Source organism: Mycolicibacterium sichuanense (genome assembly GCF_033741125.1).
In the GTDB taxonomy this organism is placed as follows: domain Bacteria; phylum Actinomycetota; class Actinomycetes; order Mycobacteriales; family Mycobacteriaceae; genus Mycobacterium.
The window spans coordinates 439,681-455,529 of the sequence record NZ_JAWQPU010000003.1 but is presented as its reverse complement, the minus strand read 5'-3'; the positions used below and the strand labels follow the sequence as shown (position 1 = coordinate 455,529).

Annotated in this window: 14 protein-coding genes; 6 read left to right on the top strand and 8 right to left on the bottom strand. The window is 69.0% G+C overall.

Annotation, left to right across the window (positions count from 1 at the left end):
* The first annotated feature begins 77 nt into the window (after positions 1-77).
* Genes SBI80_RS12610 through SBI80_RS12595 form a run of 4 tightly spaced genes read left to right on the top strand, consistent with a single transcriptional unit; the run spans position 78 to position 4,296 of the window.
* Positions 78-404 (top strand): ArsR/SmtB family transcription factor, encoded by a 327-nt coding sequence (locus tag SBI80_RS12610; RefSeq protein ID WP_318974999.1) that lies wholly within the window; start codon positions 78-80, stop codon positions 402-404.
* Positions 404-1,075 (top strand): cation efflux transmembrane domain-containing protein, encoded by a 672-nt coding sequence (locus SBI80_RS12605; protein WP_318974998.1) that lies wholly within the window; start codon positions 404-406, stop codon positions 1,073-1,075. Before SBI80_RS12610 ends, SBI80_RS12605 begins: the two co-directional genes overlap by 1 nt.
* Before the next feature lie 3 nt (positions 1,076-1,078).
* Positions 1,079-3,619, top strand: coding sequence for a DUF4118 domain-containing protein (locus tag SBI80_RS12600; RefSeq protein ID WP_413232705.1), 2,541 nt, complete (start codon positions 1,079-1,081; stop codon positions 3,617-3,619).
* The gene (locus SBI80_RS12595) at positions 3,616-4,296 is read left to right on the top strand and encodes a response regulator (RefSeq protein ID WP_318974996.1); all 681 of its coding nucleotides are present in this window, start codon (positions 3,616-3,618) and stop codon (positions 4,294-4,296) included. The genes SBI80_RS12600 and SBI80_RS12595 overlap by 4 nt, the downstream gene beginning before the upstream one ends.
* Before the next feature lie 6 nt (positions 4,297-4,302).
* On the opposite strand, the gene SBI80_RS12590 is transcribed toward SBI80_RS12595, so the two are convergent.
* Positions 4,303-4,857, bottom strand: coding sequence for a TetR/AcrR family transcriptional regulator (locus SBI80_RS12590; protein WP_318974995.1), 555 nt, complete (start codon positions 4,855-4,857; stop codon positions 4,303-4,305).
* Positions 4,858-5,087: 230 nt separating this feature from the next.
* A complete protein-coding gene (locus tag SBI80_RS12585) occupies positions 5,088-5,921 on the bottom strand; it encodes a class I SAM-dependent methyltransferase (protein ID WP_318974994.1) in 834 nt (277 codons plus the stop codon).
* Between the two features lie 134 nt (positions 5,922-6,055).
* Between SBI80_RS12585 and SBI80_RS12580 the strand changes: the two genes are divergently transcribed.
* Positions 6,056-8,860, top strand: a complete 2,805-nt coding sequence (locus SBI80_RS12580; RefSeq protein ID WP_318974993.1) for an aminotransferase class I/II-fold pyridoxal phosphate-dependent enzyme — start codon at positions 6,056-6,058, stop codon at positions 8,858-8,860.
* A gap of 2 nt (positions 8,861-8,862) precedes the next feature.
* Here the strand turns inward: SBI80_RS12580 and SBI80_RS12575 are convergent, their stop codons facing one another.
* Together SBI80_RS12575 and SBI80_RS12570 are read right to left on the bottom strand one after the other, a co-directional pair.
* On the bottom strand, positions 8,863-10,236 hold the full coding sequence (locus SBI80_RS12575; RefSeq protein WP_318974992.1) for an HNH endonuclease signature motif containing protein: 1,374 nt from the start codon (positions 10,234-10,236) through the stop codon (positions 8,863-8,865).
* A gap of 92 nt (positions 10,237-10,328) precedes the next feature.
* The gene (locus SBI80_RS12570) at positions 10,329-11,201 is read right to left on the bottom strand and encodes an alpha/beta fold hydrolase (RefSeq protein ID WP_318974991.1); all 873 of its coding nucleotides are present in this window, start codon (positions 11,199-11,201) and stop codon (positions 10,329-10,331) included.
* Positions 11,202-11,244: 43 nt separating this feature from the next.
* On the opposite strand from SBI80_RS12570, the gene SBI80_RS12565 reads away from it, so the two are divergent.
* A complete protein-coding gene (locus SBI80_RS12565) occupies positions 11,245-13,116 on the top strand; it encodes a propionyl-CoA synthetase (protein WP_318974990.1) in 1,872 nt (623 codons plus the stop codon).
* Between the two features lie 199 nt (positions 13,117-13,315).
* Here the strand turns inward: SBI80_RS12565 and SBI80_RS12560 are convergent, their stop codons facing one another.
* The 4 genes from SBI80_RS12560 to SBI80_RS12545 form a co-directional block, all read right to left on the bottom strand.
* The gene (locus SBI80_RS12560) at positions 13,316-13,609 is read right to left on the bottom strand and encodes a hypothetical protein (RefSeq protein WP_318974989.1); all 294 of its coding nucleotides are present in this window, start codon (positions 13,607-13,609) and stop codon (positions 13,316-13,318) included.
* An 83-nt stretch (positions 13,610-13,692) separates the two neighbouring features.
* The gene (locus tag SBI80_RS12555; RefSeq protein ID WP_318974987.1) at positions 13,693-14,661 is read right to left on the bottom strand and encodes a Ppx/GppA phosphatase family protein; all 969 of its coding nucleotides are present in this window, start codon (positions 14,659-14,661) and stop codon (positions 13,693-13,695) included.
* A complete protein-coding gene (locus tag SBI80_RS12550) occupies positions 14,658-15,152 on the bottom strand; it encodes a DUF501 domain-containing protein (protein ID WP_318974985.1) in 495 nt (164 codons plus the stop codon). Before SBI80_RS12550 ends, SBI80_RS12555 begins: the two co-directional genes overlap by 4 nt.
* On the bottom strand, positions 15,145-15,831 hold the full coding sequence (locus SBI80_RS12545) for an FtsB family cell division protein (RefSeq protein WP_318974984.1): 687 nt from the start codon (positions 15,829-15,831) through the stop codon (positions 15,145-15,147). The genes SBI80_RS12550 and SBI80_RS12545 overlap by 8 nt, the downstream gene beginning before the upstream one ends.
* Positions 15,832-15,849: the final 18 nt, after the last annotated feature.

Here is a 15,849-nt window from a genome sequence, read left to right as displayed (position 1 = left end):
GCATTTTGACGCGCGCGTCGACAAGATCAAACAGTTCAGGGGGTTCTGAATTCAGCCAGGGCTGTATCGTCTGACCGGTGCACACCGTCCTGCAGCGCGACGCCCTGACCCGCTTCGGCTACGCCCTGGCCGACGCCACCCGCTCGCGCATCCTGCTCTGCCTGCGCGACGGCGGCCGCTACCCGTCGGACCTGGCCGACGAGCTCGAAGTCTCCCGCCAGATCGTCTCCAACCACCTGGCCTGCCTGCGCGGATGCGGGCTGGTGGTCACCGTCCCCGAAGGCCGCCGCAGCCGCTACGAGCTCTCCGATCCACGCATCGCACACGCCCTCGACAGCCTCCTCGAGTTGATCCTCGCCGTCGACCCCGCCTGCTGCCCAGCCAGCGCTGACGGATGCTGCTGATGGCCCGGGATCTGGGCCTGCCCGGACTCTCCGGGGACCGACGCCGCGTACTGAACCGGCGCATCCGGCTGCTGGTCGGCGCGACCATCACCTACAACGTCGTCGAGGCCGTCATCGCACTCGCCGAAGGATCGCGGGTATCCTCGACGGCGCTGATCGGCTTCGGTCTCGACTCGGTGATCGAGGTGTCCTCGGCCGCCGCGGTGGCCTGGCAGTTCGCCGGCGAGGATCCGCGCGCCCGCGAGAAGGTCGCCCTGCGCGTCATCGCGTTCTCGTTCTTCGCCTTGGCGCTCTACGTCGGCGTCGACGCCCTTCGCGCCCTGCTCGGCGCTACCCCGACTCACCACTCGCCAATCGGAATCGCCCTCACCGCAGCCAGTCTCGCGATCATGCCGGTGCTGTCGTTGGCCCAGCGCAGCGCCGGCCGCGAGCTCGGTTCTCCGACGGCCGTCGCCGACTCCAAGCAGACGCTGCTGTGCACGTATCTCTCCGCTGTCGTGCTGGCCGGGCTCGTGCTGAACGACGTGCTCCCCTTGGCCGATCCGGTGGCCGCACTCGCCATCGCCGTGATCGCCGTCCGGGAGGGTGCCAACGCCTGGCGCGGCGACACCTGCTGCGCGCCAACACTGGCCGGACCCGCCCCGCAGACCTGCGAGTGCTGCGACGACTGACGGGTGGATGATGGGCAGGTGAGTTCCGAGCCGTCGCCGTCCCGGCCCGCCCCCAAGCGGGGTGAGTTGCGCATCTACCTCGGCGCGGCACCGGGGGTCGGCAAGACCTACGCCATGCTCGGTGAGGCGCACCGGCGCCTCGACCGCGGCACCGACCTGGTCGCCGCGGTCGTCGAGACCCACGGCCGCAAGCGCACCGCCGAGCTGCTCGACGGCATCGAGCTCATCCCCCCGCTCGTGATCGCCTACCGTGGCTCGAACTTCCCCGAACTCGACGTCGACGCCGTCATCGCCCGGCACCCCGAGGTCGTCCTGGTCGACGAGCTCGCCCACACCAACGCTCCCGGTTCGCGCAACGCCAAGCGTTGGCAGGACGTCAACGAGCTCCTCGACGCGGGCATCACCGTCATCTCGACCGTCAACGTCCAGCACCTCGAGAGCCTCAACGACGTCGTCGCTCAGATCACCGGCATCGAACAGCAGGAGACCGTGCCCGACGAGGTCGTTCGCCGGGCCAACCAGATCGAGCTGGTCGACATCACCCCGGAGGCGTTGCGGCGCAGACTGTCCCACGGCAACGTCTACGCCCCCGAGCGCATCGACGCGGCGCTGAGCAACTACTTCCGCCAGGGCAACCTGACCGCGCTGCGCGAGCTGGCCCTGCTGTGGCTGGCCGATCAGGTCGACGCCGCACTCGCCAAGTACCGGGCCGACCACGAGATCAGCGAAACCTGGGAGGCCCGCGAACGCGTGGCCGTCGCCGTCACCGGCGGCGAGGAGTCGGAGACGTTGGTGCGCAGAGCCTTTCGCATCGCGTCGCGTTCGAGCGCCGAACTGATGGTGGTGCACGTGGTGCGCGGCGATGGGCTGTCCGGCGTCTCGGCACCGCAGATGGGCAAGGTCCGCGAGCTCGCGGCCAGCCTGGGCGCCACCGTGCATACCGTTGCCGGTGACGACGTCCCGGCCGCCCTGTTGGACTTCGCCCGCGAGATGAACGCCACCCAGCTGGTGCTCGGCACGTCGCGCCGGTCGCGCTGGGCCCGCATCTTCGACGAGGGCATCGGCGCCGCCACGGTGCAGCGCTCCGGGAAGATCGACATCCACATGGTCACCCACGAACAGGCCAAGAACGCGCCGACGTGGCCGACCTCCCCACGCCAGCGTCGGTTCGCCTCCTGGGCGGCCGCCATCGCCGTGCCGTCGGCGGTCTGCGCGGTGATCACCCTGCTGCTCGACCGCTTCCTCGGCATCGCCGGTGAGAGCGCCCTGTTCTTCGTCGGCGTCGTCCTGGTGGCCCTGCTCGGAGGCGTGGCGCCCGCCGCGGTCTCCGCGGTGCTGTCGGGGATGCTGCTCAACTACTTCCTCGTCGAGCCCCGCTACAGCTTCACCATCGCCGCACCCGACAGCGCCATCACCATCGTGGTGCTGTTCGTCGTCGCGGTGGCGGTCGCCGCCCTGGTGGACAGCGCAGCCAAGCGAGCACGCGAGGCCCGGCGCGCCTCGCAGGAGGCCGAACTGCTCGCGTTGTTCGCCGGTTCGGTGCTGCGCGGTGCCGACCTCGAGACCCTGCTCGAGCGGGTCCGCGAGGCCTACTCGCAGCGCGCGGTGAGCATGCTGCGCGAGCGCGACGGCCACGGCCAGGTCGTCGCGTGCGTCGGCGCCGATCCCTGTGTCGAAGTCGAATCCGCGGATACCGCAATCGAAGTCGGTGACGACGAGTTCTGGATGCTGATGAGCGGACGGCAACTGGCGGCCAGGGACCGTCGCGTGCTGACGGCCGTCGCCAAACAGGCCGCCGGGCTGGTGCGCCAGCGCGAGCTGGTCGCCGAAGCCGGCCAGGCCGAGGCCATCGCCCGCGCCGACGAGCTGCGCCGCTCGCTGCTGTCGGCGGTCAGCCACGACCTGCGCACCCCGCTAGCGGCGGCCAAGGCGGCGGTGTCGAGCCTGCGCGCCGACGACGTCGGCTTCTCCCCCGAGGACACCGCCGAGTTGCTGGCCACCGTGGAGGAGAGCATCGACCAGCTGACCGCGCTGGTCGGCAACCTGCTCGACTCCTCGCGCCTGGCCGCCGGGGTGGTCCACCCCGACCTGCGGCGCGTGTTCCTCGACGAATTGGTGCACCGCGCGATCCTCGGAATGCCAAGGGCCACGACCGGACTGGATCGCATCAAGATCGAGGTGGGCGACACCGTCGTGATGGCCGACCCAGGGCTGCTGGAACGCGTGCTGGTCAACGTCGTCGACAACGCCCTGCGCTACGCCCCCGCCGGCATGATCCGCGTCAACGCCGCCCGCGTCGCCGACCGCGTCCTGATCGACGTGATCGACGAGGGCCCCGGCATCCGACGCGGGCAGGCCGACCAACTGTTCGCACCGTTCCAGCGTCTCGGCGACACCGACAACACCACCGGCGTGGGCTTGGGCCTCTCGGTGGCAAGCGGTTTCGTCGAGGCGATGGGTGGCCGTATCTCCGCCTCCGATACCCCCGGCGGTGGTCTCACCGTCGAGATCGATCTCGCCGCACCCGAGAGGACGGCATCGTGACCCGCGTCCTGGTGATCGACGACGAACCACAGATCCTGCGGGCGCTGCGCATCAACCTGTCCGTTCGCGGTTACGAGGTGTTCACGGCCGATACTGGGGCAGAGGCACTTCGGGCCGCCGCCGAGCACAAACCCGATGTCGTGGTGCTCGACCTCGGCCTGCCCGACATGTCCGGCATCGACGTACTCGAAGGACTGCGGGGCTGGCTCACCGCGCCCGTCATCGTGCTCTCGGCGCGGACCGACTCGTCGGACAAGGTAGAGGCCCTGGACGCCGGCGCCGACGACTACGTCACCAAGCCGTTTGGCATGGACGAGTTCCTAGCCCGGCTGCGGGCGGCGGTGCGGCGGGGCGCCGCGTCAACCGAAACCGACCAGCCCGTCGTCGAAACCGCTTCCTTCACCGTCGATTTGGCCGCCAAGAAGGTAACCAGGCACGGCGCCGAGGTGCACCTGACGCCCACCGAGTGGGGCATGCTGGAGATGCTGGTGCGCAACCGGGGTAAACTCGTCGGCCGCGAGGAATTGCTGCGGGAAGTGTGGGGGCCGGCCTACGCCAAGGAAACCCATTATCTGCGGGTGTATCTCGCGCAGCTGCGTCGCAAGCTGGAGGACGACCCGTCGCATCCGCGTCACCTGCTGACCGAGACCGGGATGGGCTACCGCTTCGCGGAGTGACCCTGCCTAGTCCGACCCCACCAACTTCCTGGCGACGTGCAGCAGCGGGTCGTAGAGGTCGAGCACGGCCTGGGGATCGTCCTCCATCAATGCATTGGTGACCAGGGTGGAGATCGCGGAGACCAACGCGCGACAGGCGAAGCGCCGCTCCTCCGACGTGGGCGCGAACACCGCGACGATGCCATCCACGAACTGCTGCTGCATCTCCAGCCGCTTGGCGAGCGCCTCCTCACCTGCGGTATAGACCCCGATCAAGTACAGCCGCGCCAGCGGCGGGTCGGCGGCCATCACGGCAAGATAGCTCTGCAGCAGCGCAGCGAACCGGTCCATCGCGGTGGTTCCGCCGGGCGGCACCTCGAGGATCGTCTCGACGACGGCACCCTGACGGCGCCCGTAGCTGGCCAGGAAGCAGTCCTGCTTCGAGGTGAACAGCTCGTAGAACGTCTGTCGCGAGACTCCTGCCTCCTTGATCAAGTCGGCGACGCTCGTATCGGCGTAACCCTTTGCCGACATGATGGATTCCAGCGCGAGGAAGATGCGCTCACGCTGGTTGGCCTGCACGGCAGCGCGGCTTAGCTGGTGCCGACCCGGCCTGAGTTGCTTGCTGATCTGGCTACCTCGAATACCATTGGGCTGTCGCTGTTCAAGATCGACAAATTAGCCGTCGTGGCGGCCATGCGCTAGCGATTGCGATCGATGTACGAACGTGTTTATATTTGCTCGCGAGGGCGGGTCCAGATGGGGGGACTGGATCCGCCCCGTCATCTGCCCCATTGTGCCCCGTCGCCGCGTCACGTGCGGTCGAACCTGGCCTGCAGGGTGTACGTCAGCGGAATCCGTTCGGCGCCGTCGGTCAGCACGAACTCACCGCCGAACTCCGGGCTGGGCGACATCGCGTCCTCGAAGAAACTCCACGGCAATTCGCGGTGCTCCTCGAACGCCGTCACCGTGAAGCCTGCGTCGAGCAAGGCCGTCAGGATCTCGCCAAGACCGTGGTTGAAGCACACGGACTCCGGCGAGGCGACGGTGCCGGTGCCGGCGTAGCTCTCGTCCTCGACGAAGTGCGTCCCGGACGTCTCGAAGTACGGGTACTCGATCACCAGCAGACCGTCGGGGCGCGGATCACTCATCGCCCACAGCACCGGATGTCCCTCCCGGATGAACAGCCGGCCACCGGGGCGCAGCAGCCCGCCGACGACGCTCGCCCACCGGCGGATGTCGGGTAGCCAGCACAGCGCGCCGATGCCCGTGTAGACCAGGTCGAACTGGCCCGCGCCAAGCGCCTCGACCGCGTCGTGCACGTCGGCCTCGACGAAGGCGACGTTCGCTCCCGCACGGACCGACAGTGCTCGTGCCGCCGCGATCGCCGACGGCGAGAAGTCCAGACCCGTCACCGAGCGGGCACCCAACCGCGCCAACGACACCGTGTCGGTGCCGATGTGGCATTGCAGGTGCACCACGTCCAGACCGTCGAGGCGCCCCAGCCGAGGCAGGTCGTAGCGCACGACGTCCGAGAGGTGCTCGGGATCGTCGAAGGCGGCGAGGTCGTATCCGTCGGGACCGGTGTGAATGGGCACCCGGGACTCCCAGTTGGCCAGGTTGAGGTCGCGCCAGGTTTCGGTCACCACGCAATTCTCACAGATTGCCGTTGGTTCGTCGTCACGCGATGGACCGCCATCGTTCGTCTGCCGATCGCCTGTCCGTCGGCCACCCGGTGCCACGCTTGTCCGGCACGCACTTCCCCGCGAAAGGGCATACGGTGGCTGACGATTCGCACGCGTACAACAGTGTCTGGCAGCTGCGCGGGGACTCGTGGTGTCGCCTCGAGGAGGCCGCCGACCGGCTTACCAGAACCTCCACCACCAGCGAGCTCAAGGAGCAGTACGCCGCGCTGTGTGGCGATCTGCTCGCCACCCTGGCGCCGCTGGAACCGTATTGGGCCTACCCGGGGTCACCACAGTTCGCCAAGGTGCAGCGGCTGTTCAGCGCGGGCCACTACGACAAGTTCGCGCACGCCGTCACCCGGATCAACCGGGCGCTGACCTCCGAGTCGTACCGCAGCGGCAACGTCGACACCGCGGGCCTCGACGAGACGGACGTGTTCCCCACGGACCCGCGCACGTTGGAGCAGCATCCCGCCAACGCCAAGGAGCAGCTGTACTTCGAGGTGCTCGTCGTCGAGAAGATGACCGAGACCCAGGAACGCGCGCTGCGCAAGGAGGTTCGCAGCTGGCGCCGCCCCGACGACGAGTTCGTCTACGAACTGGTGGTGGTGTCCAGCGGTGACGAAGCGCTGATCGCGGCCCGCCTCAACGTCAACCTGCAAGCGGTCGTCATCCGGCGGCGGTTCAGCCACCAGTCGACCCGCGATCTGTCCACGCTGGCCGAATTCGTCGATACCCGAGTCTCGGAGGAACTCGACGATCACAAGTCGCCGGACGAGCGCGCGCAGATCCTCGCCGCGTCGCTCAGCGAGTTGCGGCCCGAACTCGACCTCTATCTCATGACCGAGATCGAGGTGGAACAGATCGCCGGCCGGCTCGGCCCGTACTTCCGCCGCGTGTTCCACGCCAGGGAGGGGCTGCTCGAGCTTCACCTCTCGATCCTCTACGGGGTGGCGGCGCGTTACCGGACGCCGTTCTTCAGTGCGCTCAAGCAGTACAGCCATCGCCCGACGGGGGTGTTCCACGCGCTGCCGATCAGCCAGGGCAAGTCGATCGTCAACTCGCACTGGATCAAGGACATGGTCGGCTTCTACGGCCTCGACGTCTTCATGGCCGAAACCTCGGCCACCTGCGGCGGATTGGATTCCTTGCTGGAGCCAACCGGACCGCTGCGCGAAGCGCAGCAGCTGGCCGCGGAGGCGTACGGATCGCGGCACACCTACTTCGTCACCAATGGCACGTCGACGGCCAACAAGATCGTCACGCAGTCGCTCGTCGCACCCGGTGACATCGTCCTGCTGGACCGCAACTGCCACCAGAGCCACCACTACGGAATGATGATGGCCGGCGCCAACGTCGTCTATCTCGAGGCCTACCCCCTGCCCGAGTACACCATGTACGGCGCGGTGCCGCTGCGGGAGATCAAGTCGAAGTTGTTGGCGCTCAAGCGTGCCGGCAAACTCGACCGGGTCAAGATGATGTCGCTGACCAACTGCACGTTCGACGGGATCGTCTACGACGTCCAGCGTGTGATGGAGGAGTGCCTGGCGATCAAGCCCGACCTGGTGTTCCTCTGGGACGAGGCCTGGTTCGCCTTTGCCCGGTTCCACCCGGTGTACCGCGGGCGCACCGCGATGGCGGCGGCGCGCACGCTACGAGAACGACTCAAGGACAAGGCATACCGGGCCGAGTACGAGGAAGCCTTGCGGGTCGACGCGGCGAACCCCCCGAGTGACGACGAGCTACTCGATCGACGGTTGATCCCCGATCCGGCCAAGGCCCGCGTCCGGGTGTACGCCACGCAATCCACGCACAAGACGCTGACGTCGCTGCGGCAGGGATCGATGATCCACGTCTTGGACCAGGACTTCGACCAGAAGGTGTCCGAGGCGTTTCACGAGGCCTACATGGCCCACACGTCGACCTCGCCGAACTACCAGATCCTCGCCTCGTTGGACCTGGGCCGGCGCCAGGTCGCCCTCGAGGGCGTCGAACTGGTGCAGCGCCAGATCGAGAACGCGATGCAACTGCGGGACGCGATCGACGGCCATCCCCTGCTCAGCAAGTACATGTCCTGCTTGCGCACCTCGGACCTCATTCCCGACGACTTCCGGCCGTCGGGCATCGCGCAGCCGCTGCGCTCGGGCTTGCGCAACATGATGGCCGCCTGGGACGCAGACGAATTCGTGCTCGACCCGTCGCGCATCACCCTCGCCCTCGGTCGCACCGGGTACGACGGTGACACGTTCAAGCGGGAACAGCTGATGGATCGCCACGGTGTTCAGATCAACAAGACCTCGCGCAACACGGTGCTGTTCATGACGAACATCGGCACGACGCGCAGTTCGGTCGCCTTCTTGGTCGAGGTCCTCGTCAAGATCGCCGGAGAGCTGGACGAGCAGATCGCCGAGATGGGGCTCAGCGAACGGAGCCGTTTCGAGCAGCGGGTGCGGCGGTTGACCACCAACGCGGCCGTGCTTCCGGACTTCAGCGGGTTTCACCCGGTGTTCCGCGATGCGACGGGTGCCGAGGCGACACCCGAGGGCGACGTCCGACGGGCGTTCTACCTGTCCTACGACGACACCAACTGCGAGTACCTCACCGCCGAGGAGATCTTCGAGAAGCTCGACGCCGGCCTGGACGTCGTATCGGCCACCTTCGTGACGCCGTATCCTCCCGGGTTCCCGGTGTTGGTGCCCGGCCAGGTGTTCAGCCGCGAGATCCTGACGTTCATCCGCGATCTGGACACCCCCGAGATCCATGGCTACAAGCCTGAATTCGGCTACCGCGTCTACACTGCGAAGGCCATCGAGATGTGTGCGCCCGCGCCGGCGGTGCACACCAACGGACATCATCCGGCTCCGATGGGGCCCGACGAGCACGCCTCGATCCTGAGCTGAAGTCAGGGGTCGTCGCCGGCGCCGTCGTCCCGAAGGAGGGCGTCGGGTCGGTGGTAGTGGTTGACCCTTGCCTGGCCGCGGTCGAGGTCCGCCGGGGGGATCCATTCGGTGTCGCCGTGCCGAGTGATGACCGTGGCGTAACCACGGTCGTGCACCATCCGGTTGTCGGCTCCGCACGCCAGGGTGAGGTCGTTGACGTTGGTGTTGCCGCCGAGACTCCAGTCCAGGGTGGCGTGATGCACTTGGCAGCCGTACACGCCGACGGTGCAGCAGGGCTTGGTGCAGCCGCCGTACTTGGCGGCCAGCACGATGCGCTGGGCCGGGCTTGCGGTGCGCCTGCCCCGGAACAGGTCCAGGGCGGCACCGGAGGCGCCGTCGAACACGGCCAGGTAATGGTGGGCGTGCCCGGCCATCCGAATGACCTCCGAGATCGGCACCAGGGTGCCGCCGCCGGTGTGGCCGACCCCGGCGCGTGATTCCAGGTCGTGCAGGGTGGTCCGGATGATGACCGTCACGGGCAACCCGTTGAGCTGACCGAGCGTCCCGCTCATCAGAGCCATGCGCCCGATCGCGAGCAGCGCGTCGTGCCGGCGTTGAGCCAGGGTGCGGTGGTCCGCGTCGATCTGCGCTTGACTGGGGGTGCCCGAGGTGCAGGGTTCGGGATCGTCCGGGTTGCACATGCCCGGGGCGGCGAACTTGGCGAAGATCGCCTCCCAGGTCGCCCACGCCTCGGGCGTCAGGTCCCCGCTGACCGGCACGTTGCCGTCGGGCCGCTGCCTGCCTCTGACCAGCCCGCGGCGGCGGTGGCGCTCGGCATCGTCGGGGATGGGCCCGTCCTGGTCGAGGACGAACAGCCTTCGCTCGGCAGCCTCCTTGAGTTCCCTGGGGCCGATGCCGACCGCGAGACGGACCAGATCGACCTCGAAGCGTTCCCGCTCGGTGACGTCGAGACCGCCGGGCAACCGGCCCATCGCGTCGCGTAGCTCTCTGACGTGTTCGGCGGTGAGCAACCCCAGCGCCTGCGCGGCGACCACCGCAGGCAGCACCGGCGCCAGCCGCTCGCCGGTCAGCGCGCGACGGGGGCCGAGGGCCTCGGCGTCGGCCAACCGGCGGCTTGCCGTGCCAGGCGAGAGCCGCCACCGGATCGCCAACACCTCGCGCCACGACTTGGCGCCCAATGCCTTCGGCGTGGTCTCGGCCTGCAGCCGGGAGAGCAGCCGGTGGCCCTGCGTCGGCAACTGACACGACAGGGTTTCCAGCTCGTCGAGCGCCGCCAGGATCTTGTGACGGTCCAACGAATCCACGTCGGCGCGGGCCAAGGCGTCGTGCGCGGCCCGCAGTGCGGCGAGCGCTTCTTGGACGACCGTGCCGGACATGCTTCGAACACTAGTGCGACCCACCGACAGGACGGACTCGCTCGTGACTCCTGAAACCCGTGGGGCGCAGGAGATTCGAGTGACGCCCCGAGCTAGCCGGTCTCCTCGGCGAACGCGATCAGCTTGGCGCGCACCAGATCCGGGCGCTCGTCGATGACGAAGTGCCCGGACTCGACGGGCTCGAAGGTGTAGTCGTCGGCGTTGGCCGTCTCGGCGGCGGCCAGCGAATGGTGCACGGCGAAGTCGGCCATGCCGAACAGCGCGCGGATGGGCACCGTGGCGCGCCGCAACTCGGGCTCCCTTGCGCCAGCGGGCAACTCGCGCAGCAGGAACGTCCGATAGGTGTCGGTCGCCGTCCGCGCGACCATCGGGTCACGGAAGCGCTCGGCGTAGATGCGCGCGGCCGCGGGGTCGACGCGGTGCGCCTTCGGGCCGAACGCGAAGATGACGCGTTCGAGGTACGGCGTGCGCTGCTGCAGGAACTTCCCGATCGATGCGACGAACGGCTGATAGGCCAGGAACCGCCAGAAGTGCGGCAGGATGGTCCGCGGCGTCTGCCATGGGTGCGCCATGTTCATCACCAGGTAGCCGTCGAAGCGCTCGGGCGCGGCCAGCACCATCCGGTATCCGACGAAGCCGCCCCAGTCGTGCCCGACCAGCAGCAACCGGTCGAGCGCAAGAGCGTCCATCAGCGCGAGCACGTCGGCGGCGACGTCGTCCTTGGCCCACCGGTGCGGCGCGGGTCCCGACCAGCCGTAACCGGGCAGGTCCGGCGCGATGATGCGCAGCCCGGGCGGTGGGTCGGCGAGCAGATCCCGGTACACCCAGTGGTGCTGCGGCCACCCGTGCAGTGCGAGCACCGGCCTTCCGTCGGCCGGGCCCGACTCGGTCACGTGGAACCGCACCCCGCGCGCCTCGACATAGCTGCGGCGGACGCCTTCGATCGGAGGAGCAAGACTAGTCATAAGTCCAGGTTATGGGACCGCCCAAACCAGTACGCTCCCCGGTATGTCCGGGTACCGCGAGTTGTTCGACGCCAGCATCGACGATGCCGGCGCCTTCTGGGCGCAGGCGGCCAAGGCGGTGACCTGGACCAGGGAACCGCAGACCGTGCTCGACGACTCCAATCCCCCGTTCTACCGCTGGTTTCCCGACGGGGAGCTCAACACCTGCGCCAACGCCCTCGACCGGCACGTGCAGGGCGGCCGCGGCGACCAGGCCGCGCTGATCTACGACTCCCCCGTCACCGGCGCCAAGCGCACCTACACCTACCGCGAACTGCTCGACGAGACCGCCAAGTTCGCGGGTGTCCTGCGCGGGCTGGGCGTCGAGAAGGGCGACCGCGTCGTCATCTACATGCCGATGGTGCCCGAGGCGGTCATCGCGATGCTGGCCACCGCCCGCCTCGGCGCCGTCCACTCGGTGGTGTTCGGCGGGTTCGCCGCCCACGAACTGGCGGCGCGCATCGACGACGCCCGCCCCGCCGCGATCGTCTCGGCGTCCTGTGGCATCGAACCGACCCGCATCGTCGACTACAAGATGATCGTCGACGCCGCTCTGCATCTCGCCGAGCACCCCACCCCGGCGTGCGTGATCCTGCAGCGCGAGCAGCACCCCGGCCATCTGGTTCCCGGCCGCGACGTGTCGTGGGCCGAGGCGATGGCCGACGCCCAACCCGTCGACCCCGTTCCCGTCGCCGCCACCGACCCGCTGTACGTGCTGTACACCTCGGGCACCACCGGCAAGCCCAAGGGCATCGTCCGCGACAGCGGCGGCCACGCCGTCGCGTTGCTGTGGACCATGACCCACATCTACGACGTCGCGCCCGGCGACGTGTTCTGGGCCGCCTCCGACGTCGGCTGGGTCGTCGGCCACTCCTACATCGTCTACGGGCCGCTGCTGCTGGGCGCGACGACCGTGCTGTACGAGGGCAAGCCCGTCGGCACCCCCGACGCCGGCGCGTTCTGGCGGGTGGTCTCCGAGCACGGCGTCAAGGCGCTGTTCTCCGCTCCGACGGCGATCCGCGCGATCAAGAAGGACGATCCCGACGCCACCCACCTGGGACGCTACGACCTGTCCGGGCTGCGCTACCTGTTCCAGGCCGGCGAAAGGCTCGATCCCAGCACCTACCACTGGGCCGCCGAGAAGCTGGGCATTCCCGTCGTCGACCACTGGTGGCAGACCGAGACCGGCTGGTCGATCGCGGCCGCGCCGATGGGCGTGGAGGCGATGCCGATCAAGCCCGGTTCGGCGACGGTGCCGATGCCCGGTTACGACGTCCGCGTCCTGCGGCCCGACGGTACGGAATGCGATGCGGGAGAGGAGGGTTCGATCTGCATCAAGCTCCCGCTCCCGCCCGGCACGCTGCCGACGCTGTGGGGTGACGACGAGCGCTACGTCAAGTCCTACCTCTCGGCGTTTCCCGGCTACTACCTGTCCGGTGACGGCGGCTACGTCGACGAGGACGGCTATCTGTTCGTCATGGGTCGTACCGACGACGTCATCAACGTCGCGGGCCACCGGTTGTCGACGGGTTCCATCGAGGCCGTCCTCGCCACCCATCCGGCGGTCGCGGAGTGCGCGGTGATCGGCGCGGCCGACGAGCTCAAGGGTCAGGTGCCCCGCGGCTTCGTCGTCCTCAAGTCGGGTGCGTCAGCCGACGGGCTGGTCGAGGAGCTGGTCCTGGCGGTGCGCGAGAACATCGGTGCCGTCGCCGCGCTCAAGAGGGTCGACGTCGTTGCGGCCCTACCGAAGACCCGCTCGGGAAAGATCCTGCGCAAGACCATGCGCGGCATCGCCGACGGCCGGGACGAACCGGTGCCGTCGACTATCGAGGATGCCGGGGTGCTCGAGACTCTGACGCCGATCCTGCGATCCTGACGGGTTCGTCCAGATCCCCACCACCGCAGGGTGTCCGGCGTTATCGTCGGATCGTCGGAAGGAACCCTCTACCGGACACCGGAGGTGGATTGCCATGAGAGTCTCCAAGGCCAGCGGCTGTACCTGTCACTGCAATGCCTGCGACAACGGACATCACTGCGGGAACGCCCCCAACTGCCACGTCAAGCGCTGAGCTGCGTTAGCTAAGCGCCGGCTCCGCGGCGGGAGTCTCGGGCTCGGTACGCAACCAGCTCGGGAAGGGCAGCGGCGTGCCGTCGGAGCGGTTGCTGTCGGCGGCGAAGCACAGCAGGCTGGCCAGGAACCCGAGCAGCGCGACCACGCCGAGGATGCCCCCGGTGGTCACGTTGCCGTTGCCCAGTTCGACGACGGCGATCACGGCAGCGACGACGGAGCCCAGCATCGCGACCAGTCCGATGGTCGCCAGGAACTCTGCGGTCGGATCATCGGTGCGTCGGCTCGTCTGCTCAGCCATGGTGTCTCCCCTTCTCGCGCCCGTGCCACGTCACCTCGGGCAACCGGTTCTTACCCCTGGCCAACGGGCTCGAAACCCGACTGTCAGGCAATCGACAGGGCAATTCCGTCGAGGATGTCGTGCTCGCTGACCACCAGCTGGTCGATGCCGGCGCGGGCGCGCAGCTCGCGGGCCAGCTCCTCGACGACGATGGCGCCACCGCCGATCACGTCGACCCGGCCCTCGTGCATCGGCCCCAGCGCCGCCCGCTGCCTGCGGGTCATGACGAGCAGGCCGTCGCATACCTTCAACAGGTCGTCGAAGGCCACCCGCGACAGGTGGATCACCGCGGAGTCGTAGGCGGGGAGGTTCATCGCCAGCGCCGCCAGCGTGGTCATGGTGCCCGCGACCCCGACCCAGGTCTTCGCGCGCTCGACGGGCATCGCGGCCAACGCCGCCGCCAGCCCCTCGCGGACGACGGCGCGGGCGTCGGCGATCTCGGTCGCCGTCGGCGGGTCGGACTTCAGGCACCGCTCGGTCAGACGCACGCAGCCGATGTTGGCGGAGTAGCTCGCCTCGACCCCGGCGGGCGTGCCGAGCACCACCTCGGTGGACCCGCCGCCGAGGTCGACCACCACGAATGGTCCTGCGGCAGAATCGAGTTCGCCGACGGCACCGTTGAACGACAGCTCGGCCTCCTCGGTTCCCGTGATCACCTCCGCGACGGCACCGGGGACCACCGCCCCGAGCACCTCGGCGGTCATCGCGAAGAACTCGTCGCGGTTGGCCGCGTCGCGGGTCGCCGACGTCGCCACCATCCGCACGGTGTGCACCCCGTGCTCGGCCAGCAGCGCGGCGTAGTCGACGAGCGCGCCGCGGGTACGGGCCAGCGCGCCCTCGGTGAAGCTGCCCGTCGCGTCGACGCCCTCCCCGAGCCGCACGATGCGCATCTCGCGGTGCACGTCGTGCAGCCGCCCATCGGCCACGTCGGCGATCAGCAGCCGGATGGAGTTGGTCCCGCAGTCGATGGCTCCAACCCTGCGCACGCGAGGATCGAGATCCGCCTCACTCATGGCGTCCACACCTCTCGATCGAGAATGCCCGCCATCGCGGGCTCGGCCGCCAGCACGGCGAGCGCCTCGTCACCGAACGGGTTCAACCCCGGCCCCTTTGCCAGTGAGTGCGCGATCACGACGTGCAGGCACTTGACCCGGTCGGGCATGCCGCCGCCGGAGAACGTGGTGCCCAGCGACTCCACCGCGTCACGCTCGGCGAGGAACGACTCGTGGGCGCGGCGGTAGGCCTGGGCCAGTTCCTCGTCGTGTGCCAGGCGCTCGGTCATCTCGCGCATCATGCCCGAGGACTCCAGCCGGCTGGCCGCCGCGGTGAGGGCCGGGTGGGTCAGGTAGTACAGCGTCGGGAAGGGCGTGCCGTCGGGCAGCCGCGGCGCCGTCTTCACCACGGCGGGTTCGCCATTGGGGCATCGGTAGGCGATCTCCAGGACACCGCGCGGCTCCCTGCCCAACTGGGCGGCGACGGCGTCGAGATCCGCTTGCTCAACCACCGGGCGGCGGGGCTGGAGGCGGTGGGGGCGGCGGCAGGTCCGGCACCGTCGGGATGGTCGAAACACCGTGCGGCGCATCGGCAATGGTATGCCACAGCGTCGTGTACCAGGGCTGACCGCTTGGCGGCTTGGCCGGATCCACGCCCCCCGGCTGCACCGCGGGCGCCGCAGTGGGCGGCAACTGCACCTGGTACGGAATGTCGCCCGGCATGACGAAGCCCAGTCGCTCGCGGGCCTGGGCCGCGATGTACACCGGGTCACCGAGCTTGATCTTCTGCTGCTGGAGATCGGCGATCTGCGAACGCAATTGGGCCTGGGCCTCGGTCAGCTGCTTCATCTCGGTGCGCTGCGCGAAGTAGGTCCGCACCGGACCGGCGATGGTCAGCGTCAGCACGCACACCACCGCGGCCAGGATCGCCGCCCGCCGGGCCGCCGACCCGAGCCGTTGCTCGGACTGCTGTTCGGCGGCCTCGGCGATCGCCGACCTGATCGGTTCGAGGACGCTGGTCGGCTCCTCGTCGGGATCGCCCTCGGCAGCTGCGGCCTCGGGAGCGGGCCGCGGCTCGATGGCCCGCGGTTCGCGCCGGATCGGAGAAGCCCCGCGCGGACGCCCGCCGCCCTTGCCGGGGCGAGACGCAGGGGCGCGTCGCCTCGGGTCGGGCCGCTTCGCGTCGGGCATGGGCTGGGCCTGGGCCCG

What these genes read in the sequence shown, in the direction of transcription:
- SBI80_RS12570 (WP_318974991.1), bottom strand. Translation starts at nt 11,201, where the DNA reads ATGACTAGTCTTGCTCCTCCGATCGAAGGCGTCCGCCGCAGCTATGTC.
- SBI80_RS12575 (WP_318974992.1), bottom strand. Translation starts at nt 10,236, where the DNA reads ATGTCCGGCACGGTCGTCCAAGAAGCGCTCGCCGCACTGCGGGCCGCG.
- SBI80_RS12555 (WP_318974987.1), bottom strand. Translation starts at nt 14,661, where the DNA reads ATGAGTGAGGCGGATCTCGATCCTCGCGTGCGCAGGGTTGGAGCCATC.
- SBI80_RS12605 (WP_318974998.1), top strand. Translation starts at nt 404, where the DNA reads ATGGCCCGGGATCTGGGCCTGCCCGGACTCTCCGGGGACCGACGCCGC.
- SBI80_RS12545 (WP_318974984.1), bottom strand. Translation starts at nt 15,831, where the DNA reads ATGCCCGACGCGAAGCGGCCCGACCCGAGGCGACGCGCCCCTGCGTCT.
- SBI80_RS12560 (WP_318974989.1), bottom strand. Translation starts at nt 13,609, where the DNA reads ATGGCTGAGCAGACGAGCCGACGCACCGATGATCCGACCGCAGAGTTC.
- SBI80_RS12565 (WP_318974990.1), top strand. Translation starts at nt 11,245, where the DNA reads ATGTCCGGGTACCGCGAGTTGTTCGACGCCAGCATCGACGATGCCGGC.